The following is a 13815-nucleotide window of genomic DNA, read 5'->3' on the forward strand; positions in this document are numbered from 1 at the left end:
GGCGACTATGCAACTCCGCCATTAGTCCCGCCCTCCGGCAATACCCAGTCCCAGCCCCATGGTCAGAAAAACGCCGCCCGTTACCCAGGATTGGGTACGCCGGAATCCGGGACGCGAGGATGCCCAGGCATTGATTCGGCCAAAGCACAAAGCCACAGTGGTCATGACAATGCAGCCCGTGCAACAGAACGTCAGCCCCAGTACCAGAATCTGCAGGGTGAACTGCTCCGACGAGGCATGGGCAAACTGCGGCAGAAACGACAAAAAGAACAGCGCCACCTTGGGGTTCAGAATGCTGACCAACACTCCCTGGCGATAGACCTTGGTCAGCGATTCGCAACTGAGCCGCCCCACCCCGTCGTCGCCGTTGCGGGTCAGAATGATCTTCAACCCCATGTACACCAGATAGGCCGCTCCGGCCCAGCGCACCACTTCATAGGCCGTGGCCGAGTACATCAGCACAGCAGACAGGCCCAGGGCCGCAGCCAGAGTATGGACCAAACCACCGGTGGTAATGCCCAAAGCGGAGACCACGCCCGCCCCACGCCCCTGACAGGTGCTACGCGTGGCCACGTACAAAATGTCCGGCCCGGGGGTGATATTCAGCAGCACCCCGGCCACCAGAAACAACAAATAATTCTCAATGCCGAACATAGCTCACATTTCCAACAGTAGTTTCAGTTCGTCCACACAACCAAACTCAACAACATAAAGAATCTCACCCGCCGAAGCCACTTTCGTTTTCCGCAAGCCGTTCAAAAGGAGTCAGATTCCAGACGCAAGATCAATTCAAGGCCGACGCGTATTCCAACATACGCGAGGGTTTGAATTGATCGCAGCAACGCCGCAGATCACCGTAAGCAGCAGATTCTGACCTCTCACAACGGTTCAAAAATGGGCGAGTGCCAGGCGCGAGGAGCGATCAAGGCCGATGCGTACAATGACGTACGTGAGGATTTGATCGTGACGAAGCAACACCGCAATCGATCGTTTTTCAACCGTTTGCTACGCGAGTTTCGAGCCATTGGGTGCCCGCTTGTCAGGCACAGCCAGCACGATATGTCCATTCTCATCTGGAAAACCGGTCAGTAGAAACTCCGAGCGGATGGGGCCGATCTGCTTGACCGGGAAGTTGACCACGCCCACAACCTGACGCCCGACAAGTTCTTCGGGGGTGTAGAGGTCTGTCACCCGGGCACTGGTCTTGAGTTCACCTACATCCTCGCCGAAATCCACCCAGACTTTGTGGGCCGGAATTTTAGCCTCTGCGAACACTTCAGCGCGTGTAACGGTCCCCACGCGCAGTTCGACCTTCTCGAAATCATTCCAGTCTATAGTCTCCATCAAGTTCTCCAGAATTCGATTATCTCATCGATAATCATCAAAAAGTCAGACCCGACCATCAGTCAGGGCATTGCGCTGATAGGCCCGCAGCCCGAACTCGGGCATGGCGGCCAGCACGTGGTCCAGAATGTCGGCCTGAATGTCCTCATAGGCAGCCCATTCCGTGGTATCCGCAAAACAGTAGATTTCCAGGGGCAGCCCCTTGGCAGCGTCCGGGTTCAAGTGCCTGACCAGGAGCGTCAAATCATTCCGCACCTTGGGGTGGCCCAGCAGATAGGCCCGCACATAGGCTCGGAACAATCCCAGGTTGGTCATGCCCCGGCCATTGACCGGGCTCTTGGTGCGATCATAATCATGCTCCTGATTATACGCCGCGATCTCCTCACGCCGTGCACGCAGATAAGGAACCAGAAGTTCCAGGGCCTCGAAACGTCCAAGCTCCTCGTCGGGCACGAATTTGATCGATGACTGGTCGATATACACCGCACGTTTCATGCGCCGCGCCCCGGCCTCGCTCATGCCCCGCCAGTTGCGGAATGAATCGCTGATCAACCTGGATGTGGGGAGGGCTACAATAGTCTTATCGAAATTTCGAATCTTCACGGTATGCAGGGCAATGTCTTCCACATCGCCATCCACCCCGGCACTGGGCATCTCGATCCAATCGCCCTTGCGTACCAGATCGTTGGCCGTCAGCTGCACGCTGGCCACCAGTGAGAGAATCGTATCCTTGAAGACCAACATCAGCACTGCGGTAAGTGCACCCAGCCCGGACAGCACCCCCCAGGGCGAGGTATTCAGCAGCAGGCATACGGCAACAATACCGCCAATCAGAAACAGGAACAGCTTGAACATCTGCAGGTAGCTCTTCATGGGTCTGCGATGTGAGACGGGGTAGGTCTCATAGATGGCGTTCAGGGCGTCCAGGACCCGGCTGACCAAGAGCATCACCAGCACGAAAAGCCAAGCTCCCAGCGCGCGTTGGATCACAGCCTGATACGACGGCAGATATTCCGCCCCACGATAGAGTATCAATACGACCGGGAACCAGGCCAGAAGCTGAAAGACATTATGCTCCATGACCTTGTCATCCCATTCGCCCTTGGTGCGGCGAACAAAGGCATGCACCAGCCGCAGCACCCAGACGCGCATGGCCACATACGCCACAAGGGCGAGGCCAAGAATCCCCGCGACCAGGACAAGGAGATCGGTAGGTATGGAAAGACCATCAATCATCGGCGCCCCCCCTTGTCGTAGGATTCTCTCATGCGTGCCCATTCGGACTTGATGAAGGCCAGCAGTTCCGGCCCGCGCTCGTGCGCAAGGACCTTCAGTGCGCCACCCTTTTCACTGCCCCAGACCTTGAGTTCAGCCAGAGTGCGGATGGATTTCAAACGGTCGATCTCAGCGCGGATGGCGGGCCCATGCCGTTCCAATTCCTTACGCATCGCCCACCCCAACAATTTATTTCTCATGCCCATGACATATCCTTTGTGGATCGTGCTGGTTCGCAACAACTCTCTACCACGGAGCGGACCGACCGAAAAGTCAGCGTTGCTCCTCGGGATCGGGATCACGCACCAAAGACAGCAACACGAAACCCACCGCAAAAAAGCCTACCAACCACAGAATCGCCCCGCGCGAAGAACCGGTCGCCTGAGCCACCACCGCAAATACGAACGGACCGGCAATGGCCGACAACCGGCTGACCACTGAAAAATAGCCAAAAAACTCCGCCGAGCGATCCGCAGGGATAAGCCGGGCATACATGGACCGCGACAGAGCCTGGGAGCCACCCATGACCAGCCCGACGATTCCACCCATGGCAAAATACTCCGCCGCCGAATCCATGCCATAGGCATAGACCGCCACACCGCCCCAGAGGGCCACCGCCAACATCAACGCCCGGCGGGTGGTCATCAGTCCGGCCAGACGTGAGAACAGCTCGGCACCAAAGATGGAGACAAACTGAATGATGAGCAGAGTCAGCATGAGCACGGTGTTGGACAGTCCCAATTCGGTCTTGCCATAGATGGTCGCCATACTGATCACGGTCTGCACGCCGTCATTATAAAAGAGGAAAGCAGCCAGAAACATGGTCAAACCGGGCACGGCACGTGCACGCCCCCAGACACCCCGCACACGGGTCAGCCCCAGACGCAGATACGCGGGTACGGCCCCCACCCCGCGTTCTCCTCCCGGCAATGGCGCACCAGCAGGTTCACGCAAACCTCTGAACGTCAGTAGAGCAAAGCCTCCCCACCACACACCGGCAAAGGCCATGGCCAGCCGGGCAGCAAGGTCCTTGTCCAAGCCCAGTTGAGCATGTCCGGCGATGAGCCCCAGAGACAGGGCAAACTGCAACCCACCTCCCAGGTACCCATAGGCAAAGCCCCGGCCCGAAACGCGATCCATGTCGCCGGGAGCGGCCACATGGGGCAAGAAGGCGTCGTAAAAAACATTGCCCCCCACAAACCCCACCTGCGCCACAAAGAACAGCGCCATGGTCCACCAGACCAATCCCGGCCCTGTGGTCAGGAGCAGCACACTGGCGATGCTGCCCATAATGCAGAAGGTCATCAGGAAACGCCTGCGAAATCCCGAGTGATCAGCCACCGCGCCCAACAGCGGGGCCAAGATGAAGACAGCCAGGGCACAGGCACTGATCAGATAGCCCCATAGACTGGCGGCGGAGAAGGTGACCCCGGCCACCACCACGCCCCCCTGGGGCACGACGGCTGCGGCGAAATAGGCTGGCAGCACGGCAACGGCAACGGTCGTCACATAGGCCGAGTTGGCCCAGTCATACAGGCACCAGGCCCGAACCTGTCTGGACCCGGATTTGGTCTGCGATTCTGCGGTCATACGGAATCTCCGCTGAAGGTTGGGTTCCGCCTCTTGGTACACGCTTCGGACGCACAAGGCCAACCCCGGAAAAAGAGGAAAGCGGGACGCCCACCGGAACGTCCCGCTTTTCATTCTCTTGTTCTGTGCCTGTCGGAAGCTAGCCCTCGGACTTCAACTCCTGAATCAAGTCATTCAATTCGGTCATCTGTTCGGACAGTTCGCGCAGGGCATCTGTGGTCTCGGCCACGCCCTGAGAGGTCTCTACCGTGATGCGGTTGATCTCCTCAATGGAGCTGTTGATCTCCTCGGAGGTGGCCGACTGTTCCTCGGCTGCGGCAGCAATGCTCTGAATCTGAGCCGCGCTGGCCTCGGTATCGCTGACGATCTCCTTCAACACGTCTCCAGCCTTCTGGGTCAGTTCGGTGCTGCGGGCAACGGCTGCAGCCGAGCCATCCATGGCCTTGATATTCTGACGCGTGCCTTCCTGGATACCGTTGATGGCGTCACCGACTTCCTTGGTGGCCTGCATGGTTTTTTCAGCAAGCTTGCGCACCTCGTCGGCAACCACGGCAAACCCGCGTCCGGCCTCGCCAGCCCGGGCAGCCTCAATGGCGGCGTTCAGAGCCAGCAGGTTGGTCTGGTCGGCAATATCGGTAATCACTCCCATAATGGCCCCAATGCTTTCGGCCTGATGTCCCAATCCGCCCAAGGCCTCTTTCATCTTCCCGGCACGCTCGGCGACTTCACCCGTGGCATCGACCACGTTGGAGACAATGCCGGCTCCGCTTCTGGCCTTATTCATAGCCTCATCGGCTCCTCCGGCAGCATCGGAGGCATTGCGGGCAACCTCCAGCACCGTTGCATTCATCTCTTCCATGGCCGTAGCCGTACTCTGAATGCGTTCGCTCTGAATATCCGTACCCTTACGAATGCCATCGGCGTGTGAGGAGATGTCTTCGGCAGCGGAAGTCACGCGCGAGACAATGGCCTCCAGTCGTTCGGCGGCCTGGACCATACCCTCGCTCTTGGCTCGCTCAGCTCGCGAGCGGGCTTCTTCGGCCTCAGTGGTTGCCAGTTCGGCGGCATGTGCCTTTTCCTCGGCCTCTGCGGTCTTGGCGGTAATTTCGTCGATGTTGTCGGCAAGGGTCGCGGACATGTCATTCAGGGCATTGAAGATTACTCCGATCTCATCCACCCGCTTGTGATCGATGCGCGAGGCGTAGTCGCCCTCGGCGATGCCACCCATGAACGCCACAACCCGATTCAGGGGCTTGATCACGGACTGGTCCATAAAAAACCAGATCACTGCAACGATAAGCAGCAACGCCGCTGCGACAACCATAATGCCGTTGGTCACCATGGCCGCAGCCGGGGCCATGATTTCGGCCTTCTCGATCATGGCAACGAACTTCCAGCCCAAACCCGGCGAGGTGAACACATGCGCAAAGAAGGCCTTGCCATCCAGCTCGACCTCTGCTGTCCCCGACTTCAGGGCAAAGAATGTGCTGTAGGCAGGAACCTTCAGTTCCTTGATCGCCTTGAAGTTATATTCCTTGTGCATAGGATCGGCCAGGATAACGCCGTCGCCCTGCACCAACATCACATATCCGGTCTCACCCAGGCGGATATCGCCAACCATCTTGGTCAAGTCGGCAAGGGAAATGTCAATGGCAGCAACACCCAACACCTTCTTGTCAGGGCCCTTGGCAGCTTTGGCAATACTGATCATGGCCTGTCCGTCGGTGGACATGTAGGCACTGGAGGCAATGGCCTTGTCCGGACTCTGCACGGCATCCTTGTACCAGGGGCGAATACGAGGATCATACCCGCCGGGCAGGTCCGTTGCGTTGGAGATCAGGAATCCGCCAAACTTGGTGCCAATGTAGACATCGGTGTAGCCCTTGTGATTGCTCTGTACGAGCTTGAAGAACCGGGTCCATTCCTGACCGAGTTCATCGTCCGGGTCGGGCGCGGCGGGCTTGGTCTCGGCATCATCCAGATAGGTCGTCATGCCATCGTGAACATCAGCCAAACGATCATACTCCGAGACCATGACGATATTCTGCTTCGCCTCGTCCACAAACAGGGTCATGGTGTTGTCCACCTGTTCCAGTTCAATGGCCGTGGACTTCTCGAAGGCATCCAGAGATTGCTCCTTGATGCTCATGGACAAGAGAGCCAGAATGACCACAACCGGCACGGTGATGGTCACCACCAATCCCAGAATAATCTTCAACTTGATGGATTTTCGCATACAGGCCTCCAGCCTACCCGGAACATGAACACAACAGACCACTTTCGAGTCTATTCCCCTTCCGTCAATACTGAGAGAGCATACAAAACACTCAAATACTATAGTTCATCTTTCTTCAAGATCAATAGCAAATACACGCTGTGCCACCTGTCGGATCATCACGACAGGTAACAATCAGCACAACTACTCACATCGAAGCCACTCGCAACGGGGACCTTCTCCGGCCTTGAAATCCAAAGTGAACTTCTCGTTTCTGAAAAGATCAAGACAGACCGCCACGGCATCGGCGTCATAAAAGTCTCCAGCCTTGGACTCGACTTCCTGCAGAGCCTTGGCCACACCATGCCCGGGCCGGTAGGGACGATGGGAACTGATGGCATCCACCACATCGGCAACAGCCATGATCCTGGCTTCCAGCAGGATATCATCACCTGACAGGCCAAGTGGATAGCCCGTCCCGTCCAAACGTTCATGATGCTGGTGCACGATGGTGCTCACTGGCCAAGGGAAATCCACAGGGTCAAGAATATCAAACCCCACCTGCGGATGTGTCTTGATGATGGCGAACTCCACGTCGGTCAACCTCCCGGGACGATTCAGGAATTCGGCCGGAACATAGACCTTGCCGATGTCATGCACGCTGGAGGCAAAACGCAAGCCCCGGATGCGGTCTGGTTCCAACCCCATGGACTCGGCAATCGCCACGGAAAGCAGCGTCACACTGCGCTGGTGCCCGGCGGTATATGGGTCCCGGGCTTCCACCAGATTCACGAACCCGGTGATGATCCCCTCCATGGCATCCTTCAGGCGGCGCAGGGTCTGCATCTCGGCGCGATCCCTGAGCATGGTGAACTGTGCCAGGGCCGCCGCAATGGCGTTATCCAGATTCTCACCGGAGCAAGGCTTGGCCAAAAAACGGAACACATAGCCACTATTCACCGCATCCACGGCATTTTCCAGATTGGCATATCCCGTCAGCACCATGCGCACACTATCAGGAGAGACATCTCTTGATCTGGCCAGAAATTCCAGACCATCCATGCCCGGCATCTTGATGTCCGAGACAATGACGGCAAAAGGCCCTTTCTCGTGGAGGACCTGAAGTCCCTCGTCACCGCCTCCTGCCGTGTGCAATTCGAAACGCCCCTCCAGCAGTCGCCGCACGGAAGACAATATCTTCTGGTCGTCGTCCACAAACAGAATTTTATCTGCCACGTCTGTCCCTCCATCCCGCCCTGTCACGCGGACTCCCACTCTTTCAAGCGGGAGGGTCGTTCGCTACCCGTCGCCATCCTTCGATTCCTGTATCATTTCACGTGCTGTCTCCAGCCAACTCTCAACATGATCCAGTGCCCCCATCTGCTCCAAAAACTGCTGATCCATCACTGGAATAACCGACCGCTCACTAAAGACATAGACCGTATGGTCCATGACATTGGCCACATGGACTGCCAACAGCACGGCGGAAGATTCGGGACAAGCCAGGGGCAGGTGGTGGTAGGCAATGGCATCCGCCACCGGACCGGGCAGCCCCCACAACCCCATCAGATACCCACCGACTTCGGCATGGCTGACGCCCAAACAGTTGCGTTCGCTCTGCCACATGATACCACCATCACTGCGCACCTTTTCCAGGCAGCCATTGTACTCTTCCACAAAATTCTCGGCCAGGACCAACTTTCCGACGTCATGGAGCATCCCGGCGATAAAGGCATAATCACAGTCTTCCCTGGAGCAGCCCCGAGCTTCCGCCACCATCCGGCTCAGAGCAGCCACTCGGCGACTGTGATCCCAGAGATAGGCCAGCGTGAATCCCGGCACCTTGCCTGCATCGAATTCCGCGAACAGATGCACCGACAGGACCAGTGATTTGATAACATTGACCCCCAACAGGGTCACCGCCTGCTGCGGGCTCTCGATATGGCGCGCAAATCCAAAGAACGATGAGTTCACCAGCTGTAGGATTTTGGCGCACATGGACACATCCCGGGCAACAATCTCGCCAAGAATCGGTAATGAAGGCTCGGGCTTGCCCAACTCTGCCGTCAGTTCCTGAAAGATCGCCGGCACCGACGGCAGTCTGTCCACCCGGGAGACCATGCGCTTCAGAGCCGGATCTTCCAAAATATTTTCCCGTCCCAAGGCCTGATTGACGACAGACTTCAGATCCTCCACGGAACATGGTTTGGTCAGATACTGGTGCACCGTAAGCGCGGCCAAGGCCGAAACCTTGGCGCTGGAATGGCCGGACATGGCGATGCGGGTCACTTCCGGATATTGCTTACGAACCCGACCCAGCAATTCCACTCCATCCATTTCCGGCATTCGAATGTCCGAGACAATGACATCCACAGGCTTGTCGGCAATGATTTCCAATGCCTGGTATCCACCTGCGGCAAACAGGAGTTCCCACTCTTCGCGCATGTCGAACAACATGCGCCGGATGCCTGTCAGCACCTTGGGTTCATCGTCCACAAACAGTATTCGCCTCTTCATCGTGCCTGCCTATGTGCTCAAGGGTAGGGTTATGGTAAATGTCGTCCCCTTGCCTTCCTCAGTCTCAAAACTGATGCTGCCGCCATGCTTTTCAACCACTGCAGTATGGGCAATGGCCAATCCCTGTCCCGTTCCCTTGCCTGGTGCCTTGGTGGTAAAAAACGGATTAAAGATGTTGGGCTGGACCGCTTTGGGAATTCCCATGCCGTTATCGGTCACAAGAATCTCCACGCAACCGTCCCCGAGGCGGGTCGTCACCGTGATGGTGCCGCGGGTCATCTCCGACGCCTCCACCCTGTCCGCAATGGCATGGGCGGCGTTGACAATCAGGTTCAGGAGCACCTGACTCATCTCACCCTGAACCATGGGCACAGTGGGAAGGTCTTCAGCCAGATCGGTGACAAGCTCGCTGTTGTATTTCCACTCATTGGTGGACACCACCACCGTGTTACGAATAACGCTGTTGACGTCCACGTATTCCTTTTCCGCCACTCCCGGATGGGCAAACTGCTTGACGGAGCGGACGATGGTCGTGATCCGTCCCAATCCTTCCAGAGCGTCCTCAAAGGCTTCCGGCACCTCCTTCAGCAAGTCATCAAGGCCGAGCTTTTCCTCCGACTCAAGAATCTGAGCCAGGAGATTCGATACATCCGCTCCCTTGCCCATATCGTCACGATACTTGCCATACAGCTTCAGCAAAGAACCAATCCCCTCGAAACTCTTCTGCAGATAGCGGGTATTATTCTCCACATACTGGCTGGGAGTATTGATCTCATGGGCAATGCCCGCCGCCAACTGCCCTATGGATTCCAGCTTCTGGGCCTGAACCAACTGGTTTTCAAGTACTTTCAGCTTGGTAATATCGGTCATCACCCCCGAAGAACCCTTGAAGTCACCCTTTTCGTCAAACAGAGGCGTGGGGGCGATCAATGTAAACACCTGCGTACCGTCCTTTCGCTTGAAAACCAGCGAATACGGCTCAGCCCACCCTTCTGCTCGACGGGCGTACTCTTTCTCGAATATCTGCCTGTTGGATTCATCCATATAATCGGACAGACACGTGCCCACGACTTCCTGCCGGGTAAAACCCAGCATCTTGCAAAACTGATGATTGACGTAGGTGACCATCCGATGCTCATCCAAGGTGGCCAAGCCTTCATTCATTGTCTCCACCAGCGACCGGAAGCGTTCCTCACTTTCCGCCAGGTTGGTCCGTACCCGCAAGCGCTGGACCGCCAAAGCAAAGTAGCGCCCCAACTCGCCAGCAACTGCCAAGTCGTCATCGGTAAACCCTTCGTCCTTGTTGGCAAGAGCTATCTGTCCTACCAACTCATTGCCGAAAACCACAGGCACGGTCAAAAACTCCTGCACCGGCACATGTCCCTTGGGCACTCCTCGTGCGGATGGATGAGAAGCGGCAGCGTTGGTATAACCTGGTTCCAGAATGTTCAGATAATGCCCCCACAACGATGAATACCCACCTTCTCCTCTGGGGAATCTTGAGGTTTCTCCTTCCCGATCAACCGCACACTCATTCGCAGCCATCATATTCGTCAGCGTATGATTAAGCATGTCACCGGTTTCTGCCTCCACGGTCCCCACATACCCATACTTGGCTCCGGTCAAGGCAAGCGCTTCATCCAGCAGAACTTCGGTGACATTCTGGATTGATGCCTCGGCCGAGATCATGGGCTCGTACAACCGGGCCAAGGCATCCTTCAGAGCCATATTTCGGCGCACAACTATACTAGCACGCTGCCCCTCCATGGACTGGGCCAAAATATGGGCCAGGGTTTCCAGCAGAGTCACGTCCTCATCGCTCCAGGTTCGAGGACGCTCATTAACCACCCCGAGAAAACCGATCGCCCTGCCTTCCCACAACAATGGCACTGCCAGCAGAGCCCGGACATCGATCAGTGCAAAGGATGCCAGCGTACCGGCTGCCTCCTCCGACAATTGGGAGCAATCATCGACGATCACCTTCAATCCACTCTCAACCTGCTCCCACAACCATGCCATATCGCTGATCTGAACGGGCAGCATGCACCTGCTCTCGGAGCCACCTCCTTCAACATCCCAGCAATGGTTATTCACCAGCAAATCCCCTTGGATTTCATACACTCCACATCGTGAGGCATGAGTAAATTCACCGATGGTGGACAACGCCCGTTGAATGGCCAAACCGATAGTTTCATTGGTGATATTGATGAACCCAGCGGTCACTCGCGATAAGAGTTCCTCGAGGGCGATACGCTTCTTGAGTTCCCGCTCGGCACGTTTGCGATCGGTCACGTCTACAGCCATGCTCATCACGGCCCGACGTCCGTCGGGAATGACTCCCAAAGGGGCGGAGCTGAAGTCCCAGACACGTTCCTTTCCCGTTGCCGTGCGGATCTCGAATTCCCCCAAGCGCACCTTGCTACTGATCCCGTAGATATCCATGATTCTTTCGCGCTCGGCCGAACCCCTGTCACCGTAAGCAAGTTGAAACCAGTCACCCACAGTGGGAATATCACTATGTTTGTACCCTGAAATTTCTTCCCAGGAGTGACTCACCAGGAGCACTTCCCCCCCTTCGGCATGGATGATGACGGGGAACGGGGCATCCTGCACAGCCCTTCGGAAGCGCTTCTCGCTATCAGCCAGGTCCTGCTCCGCCAACTTACGCGAAGTGATATCCTGCAGGGTTCCGACCATCCTGACCGGTTGTTCCCTCTCATCAGTGATAATCTGTGCCTGTTCATGCACATGGCGCACATCACCATTGGCACGAACAATGCGCAGATCAATGGAATACGGGGCCTTGCCTTCCAGAGCACCGGCAACGGCCTGCATGACCCGCTCCTTGTCCTCGGGATGCACGTATTCCATAAAGGTCTCGTAGCGAGGCGAAAAATCCTTCGAATCGACACCGAAGATATCATAGAGTGTATCCGACCAACGGATGGAATTGGTCTCGATATCCCATTGCCAATCGCCAATCCCGGCGATACGCTGGGCCATCTTCAGGGAATTCTCGCTGCTCCTCAAACGCTCATCAGCGACCCTGCGTTCGGTAATGTCTTCCTTGATTCCGACATAATGCGTGATCTGGCCCTCTTCGTTCTTGACTGGAGCGATGGCCACATCCTCCCATAACTCCTGGCCATCCTTGGTCTGGTTGACTAATTCTCCACGCCAGACGGAACCGGAGGTAATGGTCTTCCAGAGATCGGCGTACACCTCCGGCGGAATCTTGCCGGATTTGAGAATTCGCGGGGTCTCTCCCAGGGCTTCGTCCTGGGAATACCCAGTGACATGAGTGAACTGTGGATTCACGTATTCGATTCGGCCTTCATTATTGGTGATGATCACCGAAATGGGGCTATGCTCAATGGCGCGGTAAAGCACCTTCAAACGGCTATCCACCAGCTTGCGCTCAGTCACATCCTCCACCATTCCGAGGAAATAGAGAGGAGCGCCCGCATCGTCGCGCACCAATTGAACTGAGAACCGGCCCCACATCGTGGAGCTGTCGCGGCGCAGAAAGCGCTTGTCCATCTGATAGCGGTCGCACTCTCCTTCAAAGGTTGCCCGACCATGCGCCTGGCAATCATCTCGATCAGCCGGGTGCGTCAAATCCAGATGCCTTTTGCCCACCAACTCCTGCTCGGAATAGCCAAGCATCTCGGCAAACGCGGCATTGACCGAGACCTGGCGTCCTTCCAGATCCATGACCACCGCCCCGATAGGTGCATCCTCGAACAAACTGCGGAAACGTCTTTCGCTTTCGCGCAGGGCTTCCTGATTTTGCTGGCGATGAGTCACATCCTGAACAAAGGTAAAAATCAACTCACGGCTGCCCAGGCGCATGGTGTGAGCATTGATCTCCACGGGGATCAGACTGCCCGAACGGGTTCGATGCGATGATTCAAAAATCATCTGGCGGGATGTTTTGAGCTTTTGATAAAAATCAGGCCATTTTTCATCTGACACTGTGGGGTCAATGTCAGGCACTTTCATATTCAGCAATTCTTCACGGCTGTAGCCCAGGACACGGCAGGCCTCGTTGTTGACGTAATAGAAACTGCTGTCTGGACGTACCCAGTAAATACCCAAGATCGAGGTATCCAGGGCGTGTTGAGTCAAACGCAGGTTTTCCTCTGATTTTTTGCGAGCGGTAATGTCCTGCAAAAAACTCAGCGTGGCCTTCTCGCCTTGCCAGTCCATGAGGGAAACGCTGATTCCCACATCAATGGCAGCACCCTCCCGATGCAGAAGCCTGAAGGAATACGACGCAGGAACCGATTCACCGGCCAGGCGTTGCCGAGAGCGCTCGCTGACCATCTTGCAATCATCAGGGAAGACAAGATCCATGACAGGCCGAGCCTTCAATTCCTCGATGGAATAGCCCAGCAAACGCTCCATGGCCGGATTGGCAAAACGAATGAACCCATCCTGTACAACAATAATGCCCTCACTGGCATTCTTCATAATGGCAGCTAAACGCTCTTCGCTCTGAGCATGATCGCGCTCCGCCTGCTCTCTGGCCCTGATCTCCCGGCGCAATTTCCAGATCCAGAGCAGGAAGACGGCGCTGATGAGCAGCACACTGAGCAACCCCCAGAAGAGCATCTGCTGCAAATGCCAGTCAGGAAGATCATGCATCCCCATGTCATTCCCCAAGGCAGAGCCTGCAAGGAGAAGCATCGCAACCGCAAACGGCAGAGTACTTACGATCACCATCCACCTAAAGCGCCTCATTCAAACTCCTCAAAAATGAGCCATTATTCTTCATGAAAGGATTTCTATGACGAGAAATAATACACTATCAGAATGGCACAGATAAGCACAACAACAACGCTCGCACAGGCAACACAAAACCGGGATGCTCA

General features: G+C 56.2%; 9 protein-coding genes. All 9 read right to left on the minus strand.

What is annotated here, in order from left to right:
- Positions 1–21: 21 nt before the first annotated feature.
- The 9 genes from EL361_RS09675 to EL361_RS09715 all read right to left on the minus strand — a co-directional run bounded on the left by EL361_RS09675 (position 22) and on the right by EL361_RS09715 (position 13684).
- A complete protein-coding gene (locus EL361_RS09675; RefSeq protein WP_126378951.1) occupies positions 22–654 on the minus strand; it encodes a LysE family translocator in 633 nt (210 codons plus the stop codon).
- 351 nt (positions 655–1005) lie between these two features.
- On the minus strand, positions 1006–1344 hold the full coding sequence (locus EL361_RS09680; protein ID WP_126378953.1) for a tRNA-binding protein: 339 nt from the start codon (positions 1342–1344) through the stop codon (positions 1006–1008).
- A 45-nt stretch (positions 1345–1389) separates the two neighbouring features.
- The gene (locus tag EL361_RS09685) at positions 1390–2580 is read right to left on the minus strand and encodes a mechanosensitive ion channel family protein (RefSeq protein WP_126378955.1); all 1191 of its coding nucleotides are present in this window, start codon (positions 2578–2580) and stop codon (positions 1390–1392) included.
- Positions 2577–2819: a hypothetical protein gene (locus tag EL361_RS09690; protein WP_126378958.1), complete on the minus strand. Its 243-nt coding sequence runs from the start codon at positions 2817–2819 to the stop codon at positions 2577–2579. The genes EL361_RS09685 and EL361_RS09690 overlap by 4 nt, the downstream gene beginning before the upstream one ends.
- 73 nt (positions 2820–2892) lie before the next feature.
- Positions 2893–4209 (minus strand): MFS transporter, encoded by a 1317-nt coding sequence (locus EL361_RS09695; RefSeq protein WP_126378960.1) that lies wholly within the window; start codon positions 4207–4209, stop codon positions 2893–2895.
- Between the two features lie 139 nt (positions 4210–4348).
- Entirely contained in the window at positions 4349–6445 is a 2097-nt protein-coding gene (locus EL361_RS09700; RefSeq protein ID WP_126378962.1) for a methyl-accepting chemotaxis protein, read from the minus strand.
- A gap of 183 nt (positions 6446–6628) precedes the next feature.
- Entirely contained in the window at positions 6629–7660 is a 1032-nt protein-coding gene (locus tag EL361_RS09705; RefSeq protein ID WP_172961703.1) for an HD domain-containing phosphohydrolase, read from the minus strand.
- A 63-nt stretch (positions 7661–7723) separates the two neighbouring features.
- Positions 7724–8941, minus strand: a complete 1218-nt coding sequence (locus EL361_RS09710; RefSeq protein ID WP_126378966.1) for a response regulator — start codon at positions 8939–8941, stop codon at positions 7724–7726.
- A 9-nt stretch (positions 8942–8950) separates the two neighbouring features.
- On the minus strand, positions 8951–13684 hold the full coding sequence (locus EL361_RS09715) for a PAS domain S-box protein (protein WP_126378972.1): 4734 nt from the start codon (positions 13682–13684) through the stop codon (positions 8951–8953).
- Positions 13685–13815: the final 131 nt, after the last annotated feature.

It is taken from the genome of Desulfovibrio ferrophilus (genome assembly GCF_003966735.1).
Classification (GTDB): Bacteria; Desulfobacterota; Desulfovibrionia; order Desulfovibrionales; family Desulfovibrionaceae; genus Desulfovibrio_Q; species Desulfovibrio_Q ferrophilus.